The sequence below is a fragment of the Bacillus sp. GBSW19 genome, assembly GCF_002998655.1.
In the GTDB taxonomy this organism is placed as follows: Bacteria; Bacillota; Bacilli; order Bacillales; family Bacillaceae; genus Bacillus.
In genome coordinates, this window is the sequence record NZ_PVRF01000004.1 from 153740 (window position 1) to 177678 (window position 23939).

General features: G+C 42.9%; 20 protein-coding genes. 10 read left to right on the plus strand and 10 right to left on the minus strand.

Annotated elements, in window-relative coordinates; translation table 11 throughout:
• Window positions 1–31 precede the first annotated feature (31 nt).
• Window positions 32–1360 (minus strand): 6-phospho-beta-glucosidase, encoded by a 1329-nt coding sequence (locus C6344_RS17065; protein ID WP_034664592.1) that lies wholly within the window; start codon window positions 1358–1360, stop codon window positions 32–34.
• Between the two features lie 199 nt (window positions 1361–1559).
• Here C6344_RS17065 and C6344_RS17070 point away from each other — a divergent pair, with 199 nt between their 5' ends.
• The gene (locus C6344_RS17070) at window positions 1560–2291 is read left to right on the plus strand and encodes a MurR/RpiR family transcriptional regulator (RefSeq protein ID WP_060595724.1); all 732 of its coding nucleotides are present in this window, start codon (window positions 1560–1562) and stop codon (window positions 2289–2291) included.
• Between the two features lie 17 nt (window positions 2292–2308).
• Here C6344_RS17070 and C6344_RS17075 read toward each other — a convergent pair whose 3' ends face one another.
• On the minus strand, window positions 2309–3508 hold the full coding sequence (locus C6344_RS17075; RefSeq protein WP_066031190.1) for an MFS transporter: 1200 nt from the start codon (window positions 3506–3508) through the stop codon (window positions 2309–2311).
• A gap of 145 nt (window positions 3509–3653) precedes the next feature.
• Between C6344_RS17075 and C6344_RS17080 the strand changes: the two genes are divergently transcribed.
• Window positions 3654–4133, plus strand: coding sequence for an aminoacyl-tRNA deacylase (locus C6344_RS17080; protein WP_060595726.1), 480 nt, complete (start codon window positions 3654–3656; stop codon window positions 4131–4133).
• 34 nt (window positions 4134–4167) lie between these two features.
• Here the strand turns inward: C6344_RS17080 and C6344_RS17085 are convergent, their stop codons facing one another.
• Window positions 4168–5076: a LysR family transcriptional regulator gene (locus tag C6344_RS17085; RefSeq protein ID WP_034664581.1), complete on the minus strand. Its 909-nt coding sequence runs from the start codon at window positions 5074–5076 to the stop codon at window positions 4168–4170.
• Window positions 5077–5179: 103 nt separating this feature from the next.
• Between C6344_RS17085 and C6344_RS17090 the strand changes: the two genes are divergently transcribed.
• Window positions 5180–6382 (plus strand): MFS transporter, encoded by a 1203-nt coding sequence (locus tag C6344_RS17090; protein ID WP_060595728.1) that lies wholly within the window; start codon window positions 5180–5182, stop codon window positions 6380–6382.
• A gap of 63 nt (window positions 6383–6445) precedes the next feature.
• Here C6344_RS17090 and C6344_RS17095 read toward each other — a convergent pair whose 3' ends face one another.
• Both C6344_RS17095 and C6344_RS17100 read right to left on the minus strand, forming a co-directional pair.
• Complete coding sequence (locus C6344_RS17095; protein WP_060595729.1) at window positions 6446–7525, minus strand: DUF3900 domain-containing protein; 1080 nt, start codon at window positions 7523–7525, stop codon at window positions 6446–6448.
• A gap of 198 nt (window positions 7526–7723) precedes the next feature.
• Window positions 7724–7873 (minus strand): DUF1540 domain-containing protein, encoded by a 150-nt coding sequence (locus C6344_RS17100; protein ID WP_003213883.1) that lies wholly within the window; start codon window positions 7871–7873, stop codon window positions 7724–7726.
• A 355-nt stretch (window positions 7874–8228) separates the two neighbouring features.
• Between C6344_RS17100 and rfbF the strand changes: the two genes are divergently transcribed.
• Genes rfbF through C6344_RS17125 form a run of 5 tightly spaced genes read left to right on the plus strand, consistent with a single transcriptional unit; the run spans window position 8229 to window position 13010 of the window.
• Entirely contained in the window at window positions 8229–8993 is a 765-nt protein-coding gene (gene rfbF, locus C6344_RS17105; RefSeq protein WP_060595730.1) for a glucose-1-phosphate cytidylyltransferase, read from the plus strand.
• Window positions 8994–8997: 4 nt separating this feature from the next.
• Complete coding sequence (locus C6344_RS17110) at window positions 8998–9969, plus strand: GDP-mannose 4,6-dehydratase (protein ID WP_025092661.1); 972 nt, start codon at window positions 8998–9000, stop codon at window positions 9967–9969.
• Between the two features lie 12 nt (window positions 9970–9981).
• Window positions 9982–10893: a putative nucleotide-diphospho-sugar transferase gene (locus tag C6344_RS17115; RefSeq protein WP_060595731.1), complete on the plus strand. Its 912-nt coding sequence runs from the start codon at window positions 9982–9984 to the stop codon at window positions 10891–10893.
• Window positions 10890–12080, plus strand: a complete 1191-nt coding sequence (locus tag C6344_RS17120; RefSeq protein WP_060595732.1) for a glycosyltransferase family 2 protein — start codon at window positions 10890–10892, stop codon at window positions 12078–12080. The genes C6344_RS17115 and C6344_RS17120 overlap by 4 nt, the downstream gene beginning before the upstream one ends.
• Window positions 12081–13010, plus strand: a complete 930-nt coding sequence (locus C6344_RS17125; protein WP_060595733.1) for a putative nucleotide-diphospho-sugar transferase — start codon at window positions 12081–12083, stop codon at window positions 13008–13010.
• Window positions 13011–13045: 35 nt separating this feature from the next.
• Here C6344_RS17125 and C6344_RS17130 read toward each other — a convergent pair whose 3' ends face one another.
• Window positions 13046–14284, minus strand: a complete 1239-nt coding sequence (locus tag C6344_RS17130) for an MFS transporter (RefSeq protein ID WP_034664564.1) — start codon at window positions 14282–14284, stop codon at window positions 13046–13048.
• A gap of 134 nt (window positions 14285–14418) precedes the next feature.
• Entirely contained in the window at window positions 14419–16458 is a 2040-nt protein-coding gene (gene pbp4, locus C6344_RS17135) for a penicillin-binding protein PBP4(5) (RefSeq protein WP_106073137.1), read from the minus strand.
• 261 nt (window positions 16459–16719) lie between these two features.
• Here pbp4 and C6344_RS17140 point away from each other — a divergent pair, with 261 nt between their 5' ends.
• The gene (locus C6344_RS17140; RefSeq protein WP_060595735.1) at window positions 16720–18135 is read left to right on the plus strand and encodes an SLC13 family permease; all 1416 of its coding nucleotides are present in this window, start codon (window positions 16720–16722) and stop codon (window positions 18133–18135) included.
• 205 nt (window positions 18136–18340) lie between these two features.
• Here C6344_RS17140 and bcaP read toward each other — a convergent pair whose 3' ends face one another.
• Window positions 18341–19732 carry a branched-chain amino acid transporter BcaP gene (gene bcaP, locus C6344_RS17145; RefSeq protein ID WP_106048674.1) on the minus strand — a complete coding sequence of 464 codons (1392 nt, stop codon included), beginning with the start codon at window positions 19730–19732 and terminating at the stop codon, window positions 18341–18343.
• A gap of 181 nt (window positions 19733–19913) precedes the next feature.
• Window positions 19914–20987 (minus strand): tetratricopeptide repeat-containing glycosyltransferase family 2 protein, encoded by a 1074-nt coding sequence (locus C6344_RS17150; protein ID WP_106048675.1) that lies wholly within the window; start codon window positions 20985–20987, stop codon window positions 19914–19916.
• Between the two features lie 133 nt (window positions 20988–21120).
• On the opposite strand from C6344_RS17150, the gene C6344_RS17155 reads away from it, so the two are divergent.
• Window positions 21121–23010 (plus strand): ABC-F family ATP-binding cassette domain-containing protein, encoded by a 1890-nt coding sequence (locus C6344_RS17155; protein WP_106048676.1) that lies wholly within the window; start codon window positions 21121–21123, stop codon window positions 23008–23010.
• Between the two features lie 25 nt (window positions 23011–23035).
• On the opposite strand, the gene folE2 is transcribed toward C6344_RS17155, so the two are convergent.
• The gene (folE2, locus tag C6344_RS17160) at window positions 23036–23932 is read right to left on the minus strand and encodes a GTP cyclohydrolase FolE2 (RefSeq protein ID WP_106048677.1); all 897 of its coding nucleotides are present in this window, start codon (window positions 23930–23932) and stop codon (window positions 23036–23038) included.
• Between the last annotated feature and the right edge of the window lie 7 nt (window positions 23933–23939).

Sequence of the window (23939 nt, forward strand, 5' to 3'; positions counted from 1 at the left end):
AAACCGCACTTTTGACAAGTGCGATTCTGTTTTATGCTTCTACTTTATTGAAGAATTGTGGTAAATATTCTTTGTGTGCTTCTAGCATCTCATCTAGGATGCTTTTTGCAATCGCATCAGATGGGACTAGCGGGTTGATCGTCATTGCGACAAGTGCTGTGTTGTAATCGCCTGTCACGGCTGCTTCAGCGGCAACACGTTCAAAAGATTTAATTTGAGAAATAAGTCCTTTGACTGCGACAGGCATCTCACCAACAGCGATTGGTTTAGGACCGTCTTTTGTGATGACGCAGTTGAGTTCAACGGCAGAATCATTTGGAATGTCACTGATGGCACCATTGTTGATGGTGTTCACCGGCTGAATGTCGTGCTTGTCGTTATAAATGGATGCAATCAAGTTACAAGCCGCATCACTGTAGTAAGCACCGCCTCGTTTTTCAAGCTGTGGCGGTTTGATATCAAGATCAGGATCTTTGTAAAGCTCGAACAGGTCATTTTCTAGTGCACGAACGACTTCTGCACGAGTTCCTTCATTCTCTGCTGCTTTCTTTTCTTCAGCCAGCATATCACTTGTTTTGTAGTAGTAGCGGTGATATGGACATGGAATGACGCCAAGCCCTTTTAAGAAATCTGCATTCCACGGAATGGCTTGAATGTTGTTCATCGACATGCTGGAGTTTGGATCTGCCATGTCTTCGATGACTTGATCCATGATGCTTTTGCCATCTAAGAATACATTGAGTCCAAAGACCATATGGTTTAATCCAGCAAAGCTGACTTCGACTCTGCTTGCGTCGACATCAAGTCCTTTGGCGATTCCCATGCGAATACCGATTGGCACGTTGCATAAGCCAACGACTTTGCGATGGTTTGAATAGCGAAGAACGGCTTCTGTGACCATACCAGCTGGGTTGGTGAAATTCACAAGCCATGCGTCTGGGCACAGTTCTTCAATATCTTTGACAATATCAAGAATGACTGGAATGGTGCGAAGTCCTTTGAATAGACCTCCTGGACCATTCGTTTCTTGACCAATGACATCATATTTTAAAGGAATGCGTTCATCCTTCATACGTGCTTCAAGAAGTCCGACACGGAATTGTGTTGTGACGAAATCAGCGCCCGCAAGCGCTTTCCGGCGATCTAATGTTAAATGAACCTCGATTGGAAGTCCTGCCTTTTTTACCATGCGTTTTGCAAGATTTCCGACGATTTCAAGCTTCTCTTTTCCCGCTTCAATATCGACAAGCCAAAGCTCGCTAATCGGAAATTCATCGTATCGTTTAATAAATCCTTCTACAAGCTCTGGTGTATAGCTTGATCCTCCGCCAATTGTGACAACCTTTAATCCTTTTGCCATGTGCTGCACCTCCGAATAATGTAACGCGCAATGTTATAATAGAGAAAAGCCAATTCTTTTGTCTGTACATCTATAGCTTATCGTGAGAGCATCTAGTGCGTAAATGACTTCAGCGTCTTTAGGCAAGGGTGTCTCATTTAGAGATTTGTTACATAAAAGAAACACATTGTGACATGCTGTTGGAGAAAGGGGAAGTCAGATGTTTTCAAGTGAGGTCATTTCCAGCTTTAATGAACTAGAAAGCGCTTTATACCGATACATCATGGAAAACAGTGAAAAGGTCGTGTATATGAGAATTCGGGATTTAGCAGATGCTGCCCATATTTCCACCTCGTCTGTCCTTCGCTTTTGCCGAAAAGTGAATTGTGAAGGCTTTTCAGAGTTTAAAGTGAAACTCAAAATGTATTTAGAATCAGAGCAAACTCCTACTTTAAAAAGCACACAGCACTTTCTATATGAATTTATTGAACGCACACTGAAAGGGGACTTTGAAGGGAAAATTAAGGAGGCAGCAAGGCTCATTGCCGATGCAAAAAATGTGCTGTTTATCGGAACTGGCAGCTCTGGTATTTTGGCACAGTATGGGGCGAGGTATTTTTCGAGTCTTGAGAAATTTTCATTTTACATCAATGATCCGTTTTTCCCGATGAATATGCAGTATTTAGACAATAGTGTCACCATTGTGCTGTCTGTATCAGGGGAGAACCGTATTACGATTGATCATATTTCGAAGTTAAAAAGAGAAGGAAGCAAAATCATTAGTATTACAAACAATCAGCACTGTACGATTTCGCGCATTTCCGATTTAAATATTGCTTATTACGTGACAGACGAACGGGTTCACAGAGCCAATATTACGACACAGACGCCAGTTGTGTATATTTTAGAAGCGATGGCTCGTGACATGTTCGCGATGTTAAAGAAAAAGTAAAAGAGCCGCTGCATGAATCAGCCGCTCTTTTTTTTCTGTCTCATAAAAGCGAGGATGGCAATCCCCGAACAGATGAGCACAAAAAAACCGCCTAGCAAATACACAGTCCTCGCTCCGAATGCATCTGCAATCAATCCAACAAAGAAAATAGATAAACCGACAGATACAGAAGAAAGGACGTAATGAGCCGAGTACACCTTTGATAAATCTCGGACGGGCGTTTCCGTTTGAAGAATGGTTTGCTGCGAAACATCTCGAATTTGATAAGCAGGCCCCATCAAAATGCAAAGCAGCAAAGCAAGCCACGGCAGGCTATTCAGTGAAAAGACAATAGTCAGCACTGCATAAATGAATGAACCAGCTGCCATAAAGAGAAGAAGCTGCTTTTGAATCAACCGGCTTATCCACGCAGCCAAGAGCCCGCCTAGAATGGCGCCTGTATAATAAGCGGCGTTGATAAAACCCCACCATTCCTCACTTTCGTTTAAATCATGGGTGACAAAGGCAAGAGTAATCGCCCCGATCCACATAGCGCCCGCCATATTTTCACAAACATCCATAAAGGTCAGAGTGCGAATCGTTTTATTTGTCCAAATAATCGCCCAGCCATCCTTGAAACTGTTCATCTTATTTGCTTTTCGAACCGTGTCTTCTTGCTTGAGAAGAGGAAAAACAGGGATGAAAAACAAATAAGACAACACAATCATGAAACAAGTAATCCACATTAAATAAAAAGGACCAATCAACAGGACGAGCATTCCAGTAAACGAATAACCGGCGATTTGCACCGTTTGATGAAAAATGGAGGCTGTACTGTTCGCTTTCACAAGCTGATTTGCTGGCACAAGCATCGGCATGATGGCCTGTAATAAAGGACTAATGACTCCACCTGTGATGGAAATGAGAATAAGCGCACCAAACAGCCAGACCATATGCTGCTGAAAGAAATGAAATTGGGATGTAAACACGATGAGCATCACAAGACGTAAAAGCGGGACCCATTTCAACAGCCGGCCCGCTTGAAAGTGATCTGCCAAAACAGGAGAGATGAGCCCAGCTAATAGCTGGCATAATGTTCTTATTAGCGGAAATAAAGCCGCATACGCAACAGATTGTGTATCTTGATAGATCACAAACGTGATCGTCATCACAAATAGAATATCACTTAGCATGAGAAGGCTTTTACTGCCTGTATAATACCAAAACTTGTTTCCCATATCCAACCGGCTCCTTTTCAAAAACAAGTTCAGTATAGCATGGTGATGAAGGACCTAGAGGCTTTTCATTGAAAAATACATCTTAAGGATGAGAGGATTGTGATAAGCTAAATGAAAGACATCGCAAGGAAAGGGGTTCAAATCAATGAAAGTACTACCGGCACATGAATTCTTGAATCAGCACAGCATCCCATATGAGATCAAAGCATTTTCTTCCGAAACAGAGAAGGGAGCAGCAAATGTAGCAGCAGCCCTTGGTTTTCGTGAAAGACAAATGATCAAAACATTGATTTTTGAAACAGGGGAAGGGGAGCAGCTGCTTGTGATGGTTGGCGCAGACCAGCATATTAAGTCAGGGAAACTAAAGAAAGCGGCCGGCTCTCGTAATATTAAAATGGCATCACCAGAGAAGGTTCTGGAAGTGACGGGCTACCGAATTGGCTCGATACCGCCATTTTGCTGGCAGCCAGAAGGCTTCCGCACCATCATCGAAGCTTCGTTATTAGAGGAAGAGGTATTAGGCGTTGGAGCAGGCGAATGGGGAAATGAAATCCTCATCACACCAGAACAATTAGTGAAAGCCTCAAAGGCTGTACCGTATGACATTGTTCAACCAGCCGAATAGAAAAAAAGTGCCTGTTTCTTATGCAGGCACTTTTTTAATTTGCAGCAGGCGCCTTAAATGGACCGATATCTTTCATTTGCAGAAAGGCATCCACTGTTCTATTTTCTTCAAGATCATTCGCCCGTTTGCAGATAACAACGGGTCTGACGATTTCTATGCCTTCGATATATACGCGCCCAATCTCTTTCCGCTTGAGACTGCCTTGAACCGCATCACGGGGAACAAGTGTGATCCCATAGCCAGCTTTGATCATTTGAATCGCTTCATGAACACCGCTGAATTGTAAATCAACAGTCGGTTTTTTAATTCCTTTCGAGGTGAAAAGGGAAAAGAGCTTATCTCTTGTGGAGCTGCCTTCTTCACGCATTAAAAAAGGCTCCAGGCTCAGGCGCTCTAGCGGGACGGTTTTTCCGTTTAACGGATGGTCTGCTGGCACAATAAAATCATAGCTTAAATTCGTCAAATGGGAGGTAACGATCTCCTCATGATCCAAATCTTCAATTACAGCGATGGCCACATCTGATTCATATTGAAGCAGGCTGTCTATCACTTGAGCGGAGTTTCCGCTTTTTAATTCAATTTCTGTCTGTGGTGAAGACGATTTAAAAGCAGCGAGCCAATCAGGCAGTAAAAAGTTGAGTGGTACGTAGGTAGAAGCGATGCGGAGGCGTCCCTTTTTCCCGTTTTGTAATAGTGTGATCTGATATTCTACTTCCTTTTCAGCCTCGAACACTTGCCGGGCATAAGGATACAGCATCTTTCCCATTTCTGTGAGCGCAATTCCTCGGCCGTTTCGTTTAAAAAGGCGAAAACCGATCTCTCGTTCAATGCTTCTAAGCTGAGCCGTCACAGCTGGCTGTGTCAAAGATAGTGCGTCTGCTGTTTGTGTGACGCTTTTAGTCTCTGCGACCTTTGCAAAAATCCGAAGGGCATGTAAATTCAACTTTGCACCACCTATCAATTATTTTAATGGTTTAATCAAAAACATTCATTAGATTTATTATAAAGCATCCCTTATCGTAAAGATAGCGAAGGGGGAAGGGAAAATGGATCATCGTCAAAAGCAAGTTGTGTCAATATCGCTCATCACAGCATTTGCACTTATTGGGGATTCAATGCTCTATATTGTTCTTCCAGTCTATTGGAAAGAGATTGGTTTATCATCTATTTGGGAGGTCGGGTTACTGCTGTCCATCAACCGATTCATTCGCATTCCGCTAGCGCCTGTCGTTTGGTGGCTCTATCGCTATATCCCAATGAAGACCGGTGTATTAATGGCGATTTTGATCGCGTCAGTGACCACGGCATTATATGGGATGAGTGGTTTTTGGCTGCTGCTGATCTGCCGCTGCGCATGGGGGCTTGCTTGGACGTTACTCCGTATGAGCGGGATGAGGGTTTTGGCTGAAATGGACGAAGGCTCACAAGGACATTTGACGGGTCTTTATAATGGGCTTTACCGGCTTGGCAGTTTATTTGGTATGTTATTTGGCGGGATTTTCGCCAGCTTGTTCGGCTTCCAGTCCATGACGCTTGTCTTTGGTTTACTCACATTGATAGGGTGCGTTTTTTATGTATCTTTGGATGAAATTGAAAAGAGAGAAGGCACGCAGATGTATCATGGCATCAAACAGAAGTGGTTTGCACGAGATGTTGTAAAAGTACTGATAACAGGCATGCTGGTCGCACTTATTATACAAGGTTTATTCGCATCCACGCTGAGTCATGTCATTGAAGCAAAGATCGATCAGGATGAATTTGCTCTATTTGGCTTTGTCATCGGAGCTTCGGCTTTAAGCGGTGTCATTCAAGCAATCAGGTGGGGGTGGGAACCATTTGTCGCACCGAGAACAGGCAAATGGTTTGATCGGCTTGTGATGAAGGAACGAATGCTAAGCTGGATGTTTCTTTCATTTGGAGGGCTCAGTTTTCTTGGGGTCATGCTGAAGGTAAGCGGCTGGTTCCTATTGATGCTGCTTTTGATTCAGCTGCTGGCAACGATTGTAACAACGTTCACCGATACACTTGCCTTTCAAAAAGCCTCTGCTCAAACAGATAAGAACCGCTTTCTCGCAAGCTATTCTTTTGTTCAAGATATGGGTGCTGCTTTAGGGCCTTTGTGCGGATATACGTTGATTCAGTTTTTCGGAACAAACAGTGTCTTTTGGCTGATGCTCATCATAAGCTTAATGCTTGTCAGCATGTGGGCAAGAGGCGGGCAGCTGCATGTTTCTTCTGGTGCAGTGTAAAAAATGAAGCGTTATATAAAAAAACTGCCTCATGCAGCTGATCGCAGAGGCAGTCATATTCTCTTATTCTATGTCTGAATCGTAGGCTTTTTGCGTCAGGTGGCTGACAACCTCTTTTAATCCATTTGGTTTATGGAATTCAACAGGTGTGCTTCCTTTTTCGAAGACGATTTGGTCTGCTTCAACGAGCACGACATATCGATTGTTGACCTTCGCAATATGGATCGAGTGGCCAAAGTCCGCGAGAAGTCCTTTGATTTCTGTTTCACCTAGACGCATTTTCATTGTGATATCAGGGGTTTGTTCCACAATGTGAGAAGCTGCTAGTGTGACCTGTTCTGTATCGAGTGTTTCTCTAATTTCTCGTTTTTCACTCGCTTCCCATATTTCAAGATCCTCTTCGAACTGCTTTAATTCTTCACTTTCATCCTGTAATGTTTCAAATACTTGTTCCTGCACCATATTCATGACCTGTGATTTCATGATTTCGGGCATAGATTCCCCGTATTCGACGAATTTCAGAAAGTCCTCAAAATAACGCGCATGTGAGGATTGGTGAATTTTCACTTCAGCTTCCTCTGTCATGCCCTCTTCTGGCATAAACGGATATTGAATCGATTTCATATTTTTTGTTGTAATGGCCATTTCGACTTTTTTGATCAAGGTAGATGTATCAGCGATAGAAGCCACTTTCTGTTCAAAATCGCATTTCATAATAAAGACAAAGGAGTCATCGAAGTACTTTTTAGGAACGGCAGACGCAACTAAAAAAACGCCGCCTCTGACAGCACTTGTATCTAAATACGTGCGAACAAACTGTTCGCTGCATTCATTAAATACTTCTTTTGTATCGGCAAATCTCGTCTGATGAAATAAATTGTAGTTTGGATTTGAATCGAGTTCATGACCGGGTTCGACAATGAATCGGCCAATTTTGGTCGGTACTTGTTCTGATTTAGGGTGTCTGTCCACTTTTCGTTTGACGATTTTTTTTAGCTCACCATCTAAAAAGTCCTTCAGCTCACTTTGTTCAAATTCCTCTTGATCTAATGTTTGATAATGCTTGAACCGTTTATTTGCTTGTTCATCTTTGCCTTCGATTTCTACGACAAAGAATGATAGAAAACGTATCGTAAAATCCATTGATTGGTCACCACTTTTTCTTCTTCGGATATGTTGAGTATAGAAAAAGGAGTGAAAATCGTCAACGAATGGAGAAATATCGTGTCATTATTTCCCGAGAAATGTTTAGTGAAAAACACTTGATAATAATTATCATTCTTGATAGAATGATAAAAGAAAAGAAGGAACCTGCCAGTTCCTTCATCTCAGAAAAACAACTTATTTTGTTTCAAATGTTTCGCAATCAGTTTCAGCATTGCGAGTCACATCAGTCATTGTGTTTTTACCAATTTTAATGGTAGAAGCTGTACAGCTGTTATCAGCCCAAAAACGGCAAGAGTTCACTTCACAAAGTACGTTTTGTGCCATGGGAATTCACCTCCGTGATTCATATTGAGAATGAAGCAAGCTGCCACTTGAATTCATTCCATCTAGTAGTCTCTTTATAAAAAGAGGCTGTTTGTGCTGATGATGCACATGTTTATCATACCATCTACCCTGATAATATACAATTTAAACTTTGAAAGAGCGAGAATACAAATCTCGCTCTTTTTTTATTTGTAAAAATAGTTAAATGCTAGGTGGCACCATCTCTCATTTCGACATATGAATAGAGTAGATTCAAAACCTGATGTCGGACAAAGTCTGAGGGTACATGTACTGATTTTCCGCATAAAGATAAGGTTTTCAATCAAAAATTTTCATAGAGAGATGAGGGGAGAAGATGAAAGCAGTCATTCTCTGCGGAGGAAAGGGAACGAGAATGAGTGAGGTCACACAAGCGCTTCCTAAACCACTTGCTATGATCGGAGATCGGCCTATTCTATGGCATATTATGAAAATCTATCAGTATTACGGAGTAGATGAGTTTATCTTATTGCTTGGATATAAAGGAGAGAAGATCAAAGAATATTTTCTGAACTACGACTGGCGGCATCACAGCATGCAGCTGGATATGGCAACAGGAGAAATGAAGCTTTTAGGAAAGTTAGAGAACTGGAAAATTACCTTTTTAGATACGGGTGAGGAGACGATGACAGGCGGACGGTTAAAGCAGGCACAGGACTACATTGGGGATGAGACATTCATGATGACGTATGGTGATGGACTTGCCAATATCAATATGTTTCATCTGCTGAAGCGTCATCAGGATCTTGGGGCTGCTGCGACTGTCACAGGAATTGAAAAGAAGTCACAGTACGGGACGTTGAAGGTATATAACGGGATGGCACAATCCTTCTCTGAGAAGACAGACAGTATCGGGATGATCAATGGAGGATTTTTTGTGTTGTCTCCAAAGGTATTTGACTATTTGACAGACGATGATCAATGCGTGTTTGAAGCGGAGCCTCTTCAAAATCTGGCGAATGATGGAGAGCTTGCGGTTTATGAGCACCACGGATTTTGGACAGCGATCGATACGTATAAGAACCTGAAGGAAATCAATGGCATGTGGACAAATGGAAAACAACCATGGAAGGTTTGGTGACGGCATGAGCGGATTTTGGAATGGGAAAAACGTATTTGTGACTGGATGTACAGGACTATTGGGAAGCTATCTCGTCAAGGAATTGATTGATCAAGGTGCAAACGTAACTGGACTTGTGCGTGATCAGGTGCCTCGATCGAATTTATATCAAGGCAGTCAATTCGAAAAGATGAATGTGGTGCAAGGTGCATTGGAGGATATGCAAACGATTGAACGTGCGTTAGGAGAATACGAAATTGATACTGTCTTCCATTTGGCGGCGCAGGCCATTGTTGGGGTCGCAAATAGACACCCTGTTTCTACATTTGAAGCCAATATTTTAGGGACATGGAATGTACTGGAGGCTTGCAGAAGACAGCCGCTGATCAAACGAGTCATCGTTGCATCAAGTGACAAAGCATACGGCGATCAGGAGCAGCTTCCATACGATGAAGATATGCCGTTAAATGGGAAACATCCGTATGATGTATCGAAGAGCTGTGCAGATTTAATTTCTCACACGTATTACAACACATATGGTCTTCCGGTTTGTATTACACGCTGCGGCAATTTATACGGGGGCGGGGATTTAAATTTCAACAGAATCATTCCGCAAACCATCCAGCTTGTGCTAGAAGGAAAGGCACCTGAAATTAGAAGTGATGGGACATTTATTCGTGATTATTTCTACATTGAAGATGCGGTCAAGGCTTATTTGCTGCTAGCTGAGAAGATGGAGGAAAAAGGGCTCGCTGGAGAAGCATTTAACTTTAGTAATGAAATTCAGCTGACGGTGCTTGAGCTCGTGGATAAGATTTTAAAGGCAATGGGCAGTGAACTGAAGCCGCGTATTTTAAACCAAGGAACGCATGAGATTAAGCATCAATATTTGTCGGCAGAAAAGGCGAGAAAGCTGCTTGATTGGAAGCCTGACTATTCCATTGATGAAGGTTTAGAGAAGACGATTGAATGGTACCGCGAATTCTTTCAAAAATAGAGGTGTAAGTAGATGAACAGCATATATTGTACGGTTCTATCAAGTGGAAGACTTTATCAAGCCATTGCGTTTTTCTTATCATTGAAGCAAGTAGAAGATGATGCTGTCATCAAGACGTTATGTATGGATGATGCTGCATTTGATCTGCTTCATCAAATGAATTTTCCTCATGTCGATCTTGTTCATGTACGGGAGCTCGAAACGCCGGAGCTGCTGGAGAAAAAAGAGGAACGGGATGCCTCGGAATATTGCTGGACATTAAAGCCGATTTGGATTGAGTGGTTATTTGAACAGGAGCAGGCAGAGGGCGTAACCTATCTTGATGCGGATTTATTTTTTTATGAGAGCCCGAAAGCGATTTTTCAACATCAGCCGGATGCCTCTGTTTTACTCTCGAGAGGGGATATTGTGATTCCGAGCTTCGATCCTGAGGAAGTGAAGATGCTTCAGAAGCTTTTAGGACGATATAACTCAGGCTTCCTGTATTTTAAAGGAGATGAAGCCGGCCGGAAATGCCTCAGCTGGTGGAAAGAAGAATGCTTGAAGGAATGCAAAAATGCGCCGGGAGAAGGCAAGTTTGGCGATCAAGGATATCTGGATCATATGCCGAAGCTGTTTGAAAAAGTGGAAGATATTCAAACAAAAGGCGTGAATATTGGTCATTGGAACTATGGGCAGCATTCTTATCGGGAAGAGAATGGACGTATTTTGCTGGACGATGGGCATCCGCTCATTTGCTATCATTTCAGCGGCTTTCGCATCGTGAGCAAGGATGAGATGCAGCAAATTCATGAAAAAGGGAGAAATGATCTGCCGTTTTTCCAAGAAGCCTATCGAAACGTGCTGCGCCATGTGATTGAATCTGTTGAGAAGGTCGATCCGCTGTTTAACGGCTATGCCAAATTGGAGGGGGATGACGCATGAATGAGAAGCCAAAGGTAAGCGTCATTATTCCAAGCTATAATGCCAAAGAGCGTTTAGAAGGGAGTCTTTTTTCCTTAACGCTTCAGGATACGGATATTCCATTTGAGGTGATTGTCGCTGATAATGGGTCAACGGACGGCACGATGGAAATGCTTGAGAACATTGAGGTGAATTTCCCGTTTAAAAAGGTACGTATTCCTGTCAATCAAGGGATTGCCAAGGGTCGCAATCATGCCATTCGCGAGGCGGAGGGAGACCTGCTGATATTCCATGACAGCGATATGCTGGCAGAGCCGCAATTTATTCAAAAGCATGCGGAGGCACATGCTGTTCATGAGGACCTTGTGATTTGTGGTGTATGCTGGAAGCGGATTTATCGTTATTTTTACGAAGCATTTGATCAGGATCATATCAATCGGTTGAAAAAGCAAGGCTTGTATAAGCGGAAAATGAAAGATAAAACGCCTCTTTTATCAATGAAGGAAGTTGAAAATGGTGGATTTCTAGAGAAAAGCTTCGATTTGCAGTCTGAGTTTATTGATATTCTCAAAGACATTTTGCGCACGTATAACTATGATTTAGGCTCTTATGAGCTGCCGTGGCGATTTTTTATTACGAATAACTCCTCTGTCAAACGTAAGCATGTCATGGCACTCGGGATGTTTGATGAAAATATCGTTCGGTACGGGTTTGAGGATTATGATTTAGGAATTCGTCTGCATCAGCTTGGTCTCTCGTTTGAATTGCGAGAGGATATCATGAGTGTGCATCAGGAGCATCCAAGTAATTTAACGTCATTTGATGACATCAAATATAACATTTTGTATATGTGCGAGAAGTACAACAATATTGATGCCATTGATGTCCATTTGGCTTTCTCTGGTCCATTTTCTCACACCGTCACAAATGACATTGTGAAAGAGGTCCGGCAGCTGCGTGAAAATCCGGCATTCGATGGTCTGCTTTCTTATTTTTTAGAGCTGCTTCATTTGATCACAGAGCGGAATGTAGGCATCAAACGCGATAAAAAAGATCAGCTGACAGCAAAGCATGTCCCTTTGAAAAAGCTGTCAGAAGCAGCGCAGCTTGCACGGCAGGAATATGGCTGCACAGTGCTTGTAGAAGCCATTCAAGGGCTGACGAAAGAGCTATTACGCGTTGATTTGTTTCAAGTGGATGTGTTGTAGATGGCGTCTTATCATTTTACAACCATTGTGTCGAATACCCATATTTTTAAGCTTTTGGCGCTGATTCATTCGCTTGAACAAACCGCCCATTCATTCAAGTTGTCGGTTTTATGTGCGGACCCTTTGGCTTACAAGGTGTTACGTGAATTCCCTCATCCGCACGTTCAATATGAACAGCTTGAAGACATTGAAGATGACACGCTGCGAAAGGCAAAAGATGATCGGACGTTCCATGAGTATTGCTGGACGTTAAAGCCTGCTTTTCTGCTCAAAATCCTTGAGTCCTCAGAAGCGGATTATCTCGCCCATTTGGATACGGATTTGTATTTTTATCATGATCCAGAGGCGGTATTTGCAGAGAATCCGCTCGCTCATTTATTTTTGACGGATCATATGAATTCCAAGCGGTTCTATCACTTTTATGAGTTGTCTGGCCGCTTTAATACTGGATTTGTCGGCTGCCGCAACACAGACGTTGCCAAACAGGCGGTCACACAATGGAAGGAAAACTGTCTTGCACACTGTACAGTAGAAATGGATACAGAAAATAAGACGTATGGAGATCAGCGGTATGTTGAAAGATGGATCGATGATTTTGAAGGGGTCCATGTGGTGACATCTAAAGGAGCCAATGCCGCCATTTGGAATATTGAAAACTACAAGTTTTCAGTTGTGAAAGGGGATATGTATCTCGACGAATGTCCACTCTTGTTCTATCATTTTTCTGCCTTTACGATCATTGATGAGAATACCTTTAATCTTAATTGGTATTACTATATGACAGAACAAAATCTAGTGGATCATCTATATATTCCGTATGCCGATTTGGTTCATCAAAAAATTAAACAGGTGCAAAAGGTCTTTCCAGAATTTCAGCAAGGGTTTATTGCAAAGAAGCACGTTCCTGACACGCATTTTTATGAGATATGAAAAAACCGCTCAATAACTGAGCGGTTTTCTCCTTTTTATGATTCATTCCATTTGGAGATGGTTTGATCGCTAGGTAGTAAGAAGGCCAGGATGCCTAATATCGGTAAAAAGGCGACTCCGATCATGGTAGGCGTTAAACCGAAGGCATCAATGAATGAGCCTAGAGCGACTGATCCAATTGCACCCATACCAAACGCAAGCCCAACAGTTAAACCAGACATTGTGCCAATTTTCCCGGGAAATAGTTCTTGAGCATAAACGACTGTGACAGAGAAGCTTGATGTCAGAATGACCCCAATTAGTCCAAGTAAAACATAAGCAAAAACAGGTCCGGCAAATGGCAGCAGCAGGGCAAGTGGAAAGGATGCCAATAAGGAAATTAAAATCACGGTTTTCTTGCCGAAGCGGTCTGCAAGCGGCCCGCCTAAAAATGTCCCTATTGCACCTAGAATGAGAAATAAGAAAATATAAGTCTGTGATTCTTTAATCGTCAATCCATATTGTTCAATCGCATAAAACGCATAGAAATTCGATATCGCATTCCCATACCAAGAGCGGGCAAAGATGAGAAAGACGATAATGCCAAGTGCTGTGAGTGCTGACTTACGATGAATATCAGATCTTGCAGCTTTTGCTGGAGCCTTTTTCGCTTGAGCTCGAATGGTTTGAAGTCTTCCTGCGTACCATCTTGAAATATAAAGAAGGAAACCGACAGCAATCATTCCAACAATCGTAAACCAAGCCACGCCTGGCTGACCGAGAGGGACGAGCATTAATGCAGCGATCAGCGGAGCAAAGGCTTGACCTGTATTTCCGCCTACTTGATAGATGGACTGTGCAAGTCCTCGTCTTGGACCAGCTGCCATGTTGGCAACACGAGAGCCCTCTGGATGGAAAATTGCAGAGCCGAGTCCGATAAAGACAACGCAAAGCAAAATGGTGGCAAAGGAAGGCGCAAACGCAAGCCCGAATATACCGACAGCACTAGAAAATAAAGCAATCGGGAGTGCATAAGGCATCGGCCGTTTATCTGTATACCACCCAATAGCGGGCTGCATGACGGAGGAGACCATATTTAATGTAAAGGCAATCAGCCCTAATTGTGTAAAGGTCAGCCCCATTGAGCGTTCTAAAATAGGGAACATCGCAGGAATAACGGCTTGCAATGTGTCGTTCAGCATATGGCAAATGCCAATAATCAATAAAATGGGGTAAACCGTTGATCCGGTGACAGAATTTTGAGGTTTATCCTTTGTACGAGCAGCAATAGCCAATGAGACTTCCTCCTTTCATTCAACTGTTTTCTATTTTGCATTCTTCTCATTTTATTCATAAGGTGAACTATAAAACAATAGCAAATTGTCATGATTTAGAAAAAAGAGACACAAGTGCTTGTGTCTCTAAAGGGTTATTGATAAAAAGATGCGATCACAGGCTTCATTTTTTGAATGACGAGTCCGCTTCCGCCGCGGTTTTTCACACCTTCAATCATGCCGACGAGGACGTAATCTTCTTTTTTAGGATTAAATGCAAGTAAAAATCCATTTTCAGAACCGTCTGTTGCCCCTTGTTTGCTCTTCAGCTCTGCCGTTCCTGTTTTAGCGGCAATATCAGCTCCTTCAATTTGTAAGGAGTGAGCTGTACCGTTTGGACTGGTCACGACCTGAGTCAGCGCGTCTTTCACTGTGTTTGCCGAGTCTTCTTTGATGATTTGTTTTGGTGATGCTGTTTTTTCATCTTGAACGACTCGAGGATAGACAAGCTTGCCTCCTGTTGCAAATGGAGAATAGGCATGTACTTGTTCAATCGGTGACATGAGTAATTCGCCTTGGCCATAGGCAGAGTCAGCAAGTAAGATGTCCGATTGAATGCCGTCGTTTGATACTTGTGCTGGTTTCATTGTAAATGGCATGTGCAAATCTTCGCCAAATCCAAATGCTTTCACTTTTTTCTCGTAGGTGTCTTTGCCAATTTCCAGTGCTTCCTGTCCGAAGTAAATATTGTCTGAGTACACGAGGGCATCGACCATATTTACGTTTTCTTTATCGTGAACCCGTGTAATTCGATAATTGCCCCATGATTGATCCTTTTGCCATTTCAGTCCATGAATGGTGCGTACTTTATTAGGTTTTGTGACACCTGTTTCCAGCCCGATGGCCGCTGTAATGGTTTTGAATGTAGACCCTGGTGCATACCGGCTCGCATACCGGGCTTGGAATGGGAGGTCTGGGTTTTCACTGTATACCTGATATTGCTTAGGTGTGATCCCGTTTGTCATGAGATTGACATCGTAGGAAGGGGCGCTGACAAGCGCTAATAGATCCCCCGATGATGGATTCATGATCGTGACGGCCCCTTTTTCACCTTTCAGCTGTTCATAGGTTTTTTTCTGTAAAGAAGCATCAATGGTCAGCTTCACTGTTTTTCCATCTTTTCGATCTGATTTTTGCAATGTTTCTTCAATGCCTGTTTCATCATGGACGATCAGAATGCTTCCGCCATCTTGTCCGCGCAAGTTTTTGTCAAACGTAAATTCAAGGCCGGTTTTGCCGATGATTTGATCTGCTTTTAATGCCGGATTTCTTTTGATATCATCTGCATTTGCTTTTCCGACATAGCCGGTGAGATGGGCGGCGGCTTTGTTATAAGGATAGTAACGCATTTCCTTCGATTGATAGGTGACGCCTTTTATATCCTTTGGAATCGGCTTTTGCTCTAACATTGATTTGAGCGGGACAAACGTGTCGTCTGTGACCCATGCTTGTTTCAGCTGATTGTCAATCAGTTCTTCGTCTATATCAAACGCCTTGCTGATTTTTTTGATATTGCGTTCTTTTTCTTTCCCTGTTCCGAGTTTACCTGGGATGATGCCAAGTGCGTTTCCACCAGTTGTTTCTGCCAGCGTACGCCCTTTTCGGTCTACAATGTTTCCACGGACAGCAGGGTCTGATTTGACTTTGATAGTATCTCCCTTCTCCATTTGCGGGAAGATGAGATTTGGCTTCCAGTCCACTTTCCACTTGTCATCTTCTTCTGAGAGAACGCCCTTGTAAGAAAGCTTGTGCAGCTTGCCAAAAGACGTTTTCATTGTCACATCATAGGAAAATTGATACTCATTTCCTTTGTCCTGTTTTTCGACGTTGAGCTTTGATATGTTCAGATCATAAGCACCAATTCCGTTAAAGATATTGTCATATTTTTCGGCTAGTTGTTTTTTTGAGAAGTCATTGGCTTTCAAAGACGTACTCGTTACCTCATCAGCCAGCTTCGTAAAGTCTTTCTTCTCCAATTGTTTCGTAAAGGATTGAGCCGCTTTTAAAGCCTCTTTTTCTTTTGAGAAAAGAGTATCTTTTAAGAAAAAGAGAGCAGCTGCTATCACGATGATGCTAAGAAGAGGAATAATGAATTTTTTCTGTTTCCAAAATGATTTTCTTTGATCCTTATACAATGAAAACACCTCAATTTTTGATTAGATCTTCTATATTTTACAGTGATTGCACATGATTTGTATAGTTTCTCCTATGAAAATAGACCAAGGCATCATGTCATGGTATTGGAAATGGGAGTAAAATGACAGCTGTTTTTATGAAAGATATCTTCATTTTTTCATATGATTTAAAGGATTTCTTAAGAGATCATCGAATGTGGAAAATTAGAAAAAATATGACAAGCGCTTTCAATAGGGGGAATTGTTATCGTTTATAAAAAAGTGAATGTAATTGGACTTATTCTTGGACCGACACTCTTCTTGCTCGTTCTGTTTCTCATACCTGAAGATGAATTGACCTATGCTGCGAGGGTAGTCTTGGGCATTACGGCTTGGACGGCAACATGGTGGGTGACAGAAGCACTGCCCATACCTGCAACATCTTTATTGCCCATCATCCTACTGCCGACACTTGGCGGGCTTTCTATGGAACAGACATCAAGGGCTTATGGAGATCCGATCGTTTTTATGTACATGGGAGGATTTATGATTGCTATTGCCATTGAAAAATGGAACTTACATAGAAGAATGGCCTTACACATTTTGAGGGTGATTGGCACAAGAAGTGATCGCATTGTATTAGGTGTCATGATCGCGACTGCTTTTTTATCTATGTGGATTTCGAATGCAGCGACAGCCCTGATGATGCTCCCAGTGGCACTTGCAGTGATTAAAGAGGTCAAGGCTAATGAAATCTTATCTGGTCCATCTCTTGATCGATTCAGTAAAAGCATCTTATTGTCGGTTGCGTATTCAGCGTCAATTGGTGGTCTAGCAACACTTGTCGGATCTGTGCCAAATGCGGTGTTTGCTGCGATGTCAAAAAAACTGCTAGATCGGGAAATTATGTTTTTTGAATGGTTTTTGTTTGGTTTTCCTGTTGCGATGATTCTGCTCATTCTCTTATTTCTGTATTTGACCAAGGTACAGTTCAAGGTAGAGCACACAGGTGAAATGAGTGTAGCGTTCATTCGAAAGGGATTAGAGAATTTAGGAAAAATGAAACAAGAGGAAAAATGGGTGTTTGTTGTTTTTCTCATGACGGCGTTTTTGTGGATTTTTAAGCTCTTTTTGTTTGGAGGGATCACCGTATCTGATACGTCTATCGCCATTTTCGGTGCCATGCTGTTATTTCTCATTCCAGCAACAAATGGAGAGAGAATATTAGAATGGCAGGATATGAAACAGCTGCCGTGGGGGCTTTTGCTTTTGTTTGGAGGTGGGCTTTCGCTCGCTACGGGCTTTGCAGAAACCAATCTAACGGGATGGATTGGGGAAAATCTACAGCATTTAAATGGGCTTTCGTATATCGTGCTGTTGATCATTTTAACGGGAGCGATTTTGTTTATGACTGAAATTATGTCGAATACAGCTGTTGCCAATATGATTATTCCGATTACGGTAGGGCTTGGGCTTGCGATTGGTATGGAGCCATATGGGTTAATGGCTGCGGCTGCTTTGGCTTCTTCATGTGCGTTTATGCTGCCGATCTCCACACCGCCAAACGCCGCTGTCTTTAGTGCGGACGTGCTGAAAATATCTGATATGGTCAGGGCAGGCTTTTGGTTAAATATCATCAGTATTGTGGCGATTGTCCTTGCGGTGTATTTCTGGCTCCCGATTGTGTTTAAAAGCTGAGCGGGTTAAGAAGATGGCTTTGATCGAATCGAGACCGTCGGTGTTTTTGTTTCTTTTGGCTTCGGTGGTGGTGTGGATTTTTTGATGTGAGTGTCCTTTGGCGTGTAATAAGCGTGTTAGATCCAGACATGGTGGACTCAAATTCAGCCAAAAACAGCGTGATTTAAGCAAAAAAAAAGAGACCGGGAAACCCCGTGTCTCTTTTCTAATGTGTTTCATTAAGATGACTTTTTCGTCTTGCATAGGTGAAGTAAACAACGACACCAATGGCTACCCAGATAAGGAAGGCTCTCCAAGTCACCCATGAAAGGGTCGTCGCAAGTGTGATACAAATGACCGCACTGATAATCGGAAGAACAGGCACGAATGGTACTTTAAACGCTGCTTTGACATTCGGGTGCTTTTTCCGTAAAACAATGACGGCAATTGAAATCACTGTAAAGGCTGCAAGTGTACCGATACTCACTAAATTCGCAAGCGTCGATAAATTCACAAAACCTACGATACATGCTGCGACAGCACCTGTCAGCCAAGTGTTGGCAACGGGTGTTTGCGATTTTGGATGAACATTTGAGAAAATTTTTGGCATGAGTCCATCGCGGCTCATCGCAAAGGTTAAGCGAACCTGCGCATAGACCAAGGCAATTAAAACCGTTGTGATCCCAATAATGGCACCGGCTGATATGATACCTGCCACACTATGAAGGCCAACGACTTGAAGAGCAAATGCGACAGGGTCACTGACATTCAGTTTCGTATAGTGAACCATGCCGGTTAAGACAAAGGACACACCAATGTATAAAATGGTACAAACACCGAGCGCCCCGATAATGCCGATCGGCATCGCCTTTTGCGGATTTTTGACTTCTTCAGATGCATTGGCGATCGCATCAAATCCGAGATAAGCAAAAAAGACTGTTGCCGCGCCTGCGATTACTCCTTCAAAGCCCATCGGCATAAAGGGTGTCCAGTTTTCAGGTTTGACGTAAGCTAAGCCTGAAATGATAAAGAGAAGGACGATGGCAATTTTGATTAACACAATGATGTTATTCAGCTTCGTGCTTTCTTTGACGCCTCTTGAGACGATAAAGGTGATGAGTAAAATAATAAGTGCGCCTGGAAGGTTAAAGACGGCACCATCAGCGGCTCCAGGTGCAGCTGATAAAGCCTTCGGTATGTGCAGACCGAATCCACTGAGCAGTGATTGAAAATAGGACGACCATCCACTTGCTACAGCAGAGAGCGCAATGACATATTCAAGCATGAGATCCCAGCCCATTAAGAAGGCGAGAAATTCCCCAAGTGTGGCGTAGGAATACGTATAGACGCTTCCTGACACAGGAATGGACGAGGAGAATTCAGCGTAGCAAAAAGCAGCAAGGGCGCATGCGATCGCAGCCAAAATAAAAGATATAATAATCGCAGGTCCCGCATCCTTTGCTGCCGCAACCCCCGTAATCACAAAGATACCAGTCCCGACCACGCAGCCAATGCCAAGCAAGATTAAATCAAACGTATTTAACGATCGGCTAAGCCGCTTCGTTTGACTTTCAAGCATGAGCTGGTCGAGAGACTTTTTTCGAAATAAAGAACTCATGTTGACCTCCTAATGGATAAATCTTTTCGTAAGACGAATGTTAGTATATGCGTAATTGACAATTTAGTCAATTGGTTGAAAAACGCTTTAAATCACTAAAGTGTTAAACATCACAATCGAATTTGTGCATAAAAAGAGACATCCGCTGGCAGGTGGAAGGCGGATGTGGTGACGGGGGGATCTATGTCTGTTCAGCAAATATTTTTTCATTGAACAGCACACTTGGATGAGTGGGGTAATGGGCGGAGGAGGCAAGGTGATGTGTCTTGGCTTTTTCCAAATCGCCGAGCTGATAATAACAATAGCAAAGCTGGAGATGTGGATACCACGTTTTATACTGTGTGAGTGTGAAGGCTGTTTCGTTTTCAGGAGCCTTCAGCGCCTGCTCATACCAAAAGATCGCTGCCTGATGTTTATTTTGTATTTTTAGATGATCCCCGATCCGGCAGCAAAATTCTGGACGGGGCTGATCGTATAAGAAAGAACGTAATAATGAGGATAAAGCCGCTTCCTCGAAGCCTGCCGCATAATAGCAGTCGGCTAAATATTGGCATGTGCGAATTTCATCCTCAATCCAGCACTGTTTTGTCGCTAAAAATTCATGATAAAAACGAATCGCCCTGACATGCTGCCTGTTATCTCTTAATTCATTGGCAAAGTAAAAGAGATCACGTGGCGTCATGTCCTCTCCTTTTGCGAGCATGTCTTCATAAATTCGAAGATTGCGCCCGGGCTCACCAGTGGTTGTTTTCTTGCGCTTTTGATGTGTGACGGCTATATCGGCTGGAAAGATGTTGCCATACACTTGAAGAAACTCATGTACGGCCCCGTACCACTGAAAGTTCAAGGCACGCTTCACAAGGCGATTTCTTCTATATTTAAAATTCACCTGACCGTCTTCATCGAATCCCACATGATAAAACATCGAGACGGCGTCCACCGAAGGATCAAGTGTCTCTTTGAGATGAAGAAGTTTTTGACGGTCTTCTTCAAGCAGAACATCGTCAGCATCAAGCCATAAAATATACTCTTTCGTTGCATGTGAGAAAGCGAAATTGCGGGCTTTTGCAAAGTGCTGAACCCATTCGAAATCAAGTACCTGTGCTGAAAAGGAGTGAGCAATCTCCTTCGTACGATCTGTTGATCCTGTATCAACGATGATCATTTCATCTACAATGTCTTGAACAGAGGAAAGGCAGTCCGCTAACACCTCCTCTTCATTTTTCACAATCATACATAAGCTAATGGTTACCATCTTTAGATCACCTCTTCATAGTGTATCGAGCAGCAAAAGGAAACATTCTTTTCAGCAGCGGGTTTTTTAAAACTAGTTTTCTGCTACCGGCTGATTTAAAATAAAGGGAGAATCTATGTAAGGGCTGATAAAAATGAGTTTATTGAATGTTGAAGGATTATATAAAACATATGGCGAGAAAACGCTGTTTGATCATATTTCTTTTCATATAGAACCAAGGGAGCGCATCGGATTGATTGGACCAAACGGAACAGGAAAGTCAACGCTCCTAAAGGTCATTGCGGGACTTGAATCGTATGAGGAGGGTGACATCTCGAAAGCAGGGACACTTGATATCGAATTTCTCGAGCAAGACCCTGAAATGAGCGGGGATGAAACGATTCTTGATTACATTTTTTCTGGAACGGCACCCATGATTCAAACGATGAAGGCATATGAAAAGGCGCTAGCCGATTTAGAGCATGATCCGCAAAATGAAGCAAAACAAGAAGCGCTCATGCGTATGCAAAATCGAATGGATCAGGAAGACGCATGGGATGCGAACCTGTCAGCAAAAACGATTTTGACAAAGCTTGGTGTCAAAGATGTGAGCCGCTCTGTTCATGCATTATCAGGCGGACAGAAAAAGCGTGTCGCGATTGCTAAAAATTTAATTCAGCCCGCGGGATTGCTGATTTTAGACGAGCCAACCAACCATCTCGATAATGCAACGATTGAATGGCTCGAAGGATATTTGAGTCAATACAGCGGTGCTGTCATTCTGGTGACGCATGATCGTTATTTCCTAAACCGTGTGGCCAACCGAATTTATGAATTGAATCAAGGGCAACTCTATACGTATAAAGGAAATTATGAAGTCTTTTTAGAAAAAAGAGCCGAACGAGAAGCAGAAGCTCAGGTGAAAGAAACGAAGCGTCAAAACTTACTCAGACGAGAACTTGCATGGCTGAGAAGAGGGGCAAAAGCAAGAACGACGAAGCAAAAAGCTCGCATTGGCAGAGCCGAAGAGCTGATGGATCAAAAAGGGCCTGATGCGAAAGGAGAGCTTGATTTCGCTATCGGCTCGCACCGCCTAGGAAAACAAGTCATAGAGGCAGAAGACTTATCAATTTCATTTGCTGGCCAGACCCTTGTGGAGCGGTTTACAGATTTAGTCGTGCCGGGCGACCGGATTGGATTTATCGGACCGAATGGAGTCGGCAAAACGACTCTTCTTAACTGTCTAGCGGGTAAAATAGAACCGACTACAGGACAATTGACGATTGGACAAACCGTTCGCATTGGCTATTACACGCAGGATCACAAGGAAATGGATGAAGAACTGACCATCATTGAGTACATCAAGGAAACAGCTGAGATCGTCAAGACATCTGATGGCGCCATCGTGACAGCAGAGCAAATGCTAGAACGGTTCCTATTCCCAAGATCCATGCAGCGGACGTTTATTCGCAAGCTGTCAGGGGGAGAACGCCGCAGATTGTATTTATTGAAAGTCTTAATGGAAGAACCAAATGTTCTCTTTTTAGATGAGCCGACGAACGATCTTGATACGGAGACCCTCAGCATTTTAGAGGATTATTTAGAACAGTTTCCTGGCGTTGTTATGACCGTATCGCATGATCGTTATTTCTTAGACCGAGTGGTTCACCGTCTGCTTGTCTTTGAAGGTAATGGCCGCATTTCACACTTCCAAGGTGCTTACAGCGATTACATGGAGCAAGAAAAAGAGGCGAAGCGGACAGAGACAAAGCCTGCTGAGAAACAAGTAGAAGCGGCGCCTAAAAAGAGAAAAAAACTTTCTTATAAAGACCAGCTTGAATGGGACGGAATTGAAGACCGGATTCAGGCATTAGAGGAAAAACACCAGCAGCTTGAAGCAAGCATTGCGGAGGCAGGCAGTGATTTTGGAAAAATTCAAGAGCTGATGGACGAACAAAAAGCCGTTGCTGAAGAACTAGAACAAGCAATGGACCGCTGGACAGAACTATCGCTGATGATTGAGGAATTAGAGAGTCATGACTAAGAAATAAGAAACCTGTAGAGTTGATCTACAGGTTTTTTTGATAAGAGCATTTCGCATAGGCATCATGCTGATGAATGGATTCCTCATTACGACACTCGACTTGAAAGCCCCTGACCCATGGCTGCTCATATAATTCGATGGCCATTAACCTTGTGAGATCTTCTACAAAGCGTGGATTTTCATAAGCCTCTTCTGTCACTTTCTTTTCATCAGGTCTTTTAAGCACAGGATACAGCGGTGCACTCGCATTGGACTCAATGATATGTAAAAGAGCTGCTTTCATGTCGTTAGGGAATGATGCTTGTTCAAACAACTCTACCTGAATGGAAACAGAGCCACGCTGATTATGTGCACCGTATTCACTAATTTCTTTAGAACAAGGACATAATGTGGTGACTTGTGCATCGCAGCCAATATGACAGGTCCATCCATCCTTTTCATGAAAATGAATGTCATATGTGATTGTCGCATGCATCAAACCCGATTTCCCGGTGACTGGGCTTTGCTTTTCCATGTACCAAGGGAAGGAAACTTGAACCGAGGCAGATGACTGATTCATCTGACGGGCAAGCGCTGCTGTCAATGCTTTTAAGCTATTCACATCAAGCGGCTTTCCGCTTTCGTAAAACGAGTGTAGCTGTTCAGTGAGACGGCTCATATGAATGCCTTTTTCGTGAGCTCTCAGGGAGGTACTCAGTGCAAAGTCAGCAGAAGTTATTTGGTCCTGCGGTGCCGTTTTAGACAAAATTCGTACAGGATAAGACACGCGGCAGATGCCGACTTGTTCAAGATGAAAATAAAAGTCCTGCTCCGTCTTTTGGATGTCAGTCATGTTCTCTTTTTGAGAAGGCTTCGTTCCAAGGCTTGGCGGTACAGATCCGAATTGTTGGTGTCGTTCTTTTTTGGGTGGAAAAGAAAACATGAGATCC

What these genes read in the sequence shown, in the direction of transcription:
- C6344_RS17065 (WP_034664592.1), bottom strand. Translation starts at nt 1,360, where the DNA reads ATGGCAAAAGGATTAAAGGTTGTCACAATTGGCGGAGGATCAAGCTAT.
- C6344_RS17070 (WP_060595724.1), top strand. Translation starts at nt 1,560, where the DNA reads ATGTTTTCAAGTGAGGTCATTTCCAGCTTTAATGAACTAGAAAGCGCT.
- C6344_RS17075 (WP_066031190.1), bottom strand. Translation starts at nt 3,508, where the DNA reads ATGGGAAACAAGTTTTGGTATTATACAGGCAGTAAAAGCCTTCTCATG.
- C6344_RS17080 (WP_060595726.1), top strand. Translation starts at nt 3,654, where the DNA reads ATGAAAGTACTACCGGCACATGAATTCTTGAATCAGCACAGCATCCCA.
- C6344_RS17090 (WP_060595728.1), top strand. Translation starts at nt 5,180, where the DNA reads ATGGATCATCGTCAAAAGCAAGTTGTGTCAATATCGCTCATCACAGCA.
- C6344_RS17095 (WP_060595729.1), bottom strand. Translation starts at nt 7,525, where the DNA reads ATGGATTTTACGATACGTTTTCTATCATTCTTTGTCGTAGAAATCGAA.
- C6344_RS17100 (WP_003213883.1), bottom strand. Translation starts at nt 7,873, where the DNA reads ATGGCACAAAACGTACTTTGTGAAGTGAACTCTTGCCGTTTTTGGGCT.
- rfbF (WP_060595730.1), top strand. Translation starts at nt 8,229, where the DNA reads ATGAAAGCAGTCATTCTCTGCGGAGGAAAGGGAACGAGAATGAGTGAG.
- C6344_RS17110 (WP_025092661.1), top strand. Translation starts at nt 8,998, where the DNA reads ATGAGCGGATTTTGGAATGGGAAAAACGTATTTGTGACTGGATGTACA.
- C6344_RS17115 (WP_060595731.1), top strand. Translation starts at nt 9,982, where the DNA reads ATGAACAGCATATATTGTACGGTTCTATCAAGTGGAAGACTTTATCAA.
- C6344_RS17120 (WP_060595732.1), top strand. Translation starts at nt 10,890, where the DNA reads ATGAATGAGAAGCCAAAGGTAAGCGTCATTATTCCAAGCTATAATGCC.
- C6344_RS17125 (WP_060595733.1), top strand. Translation starts at nt 12,081, where the DNA reads ATGGCGTCTTATCATTTTACAACCATTGTGTCGAATACCCATATTTTT.
- bcaP (WP_106048674.1), bottom strand. Translation starts at nt 19,732, where the DNA reads ATGAGTTCTTTATTTCGAAAAAAGTCTCTCGACCAGCTCATGCTTGAA.
- C6344_RS17150 (WP_106048675.1), bottom strand. Translation starts at nt 20,987, where the DNA reads ATGGTAACCATTAGCTTATGTATGATTGTGAAAAATGAAGAGGAGGTG.
- C6344_RS17155 (WP_106048676.1), top strand. Translation starts at nt 21,121, where the DNA reads ATGAGTTTATTGAATGTTGAAGGATTATATAAAACATATGGCGAGAAA.
- folE2 (WP_106048677.1), bottom strand. Translation starts at nt 23,932, where the DNA reads ATGTTTTCTTTTCCACCCAAAAAAGAACGACACCAACAATTCGGATCT.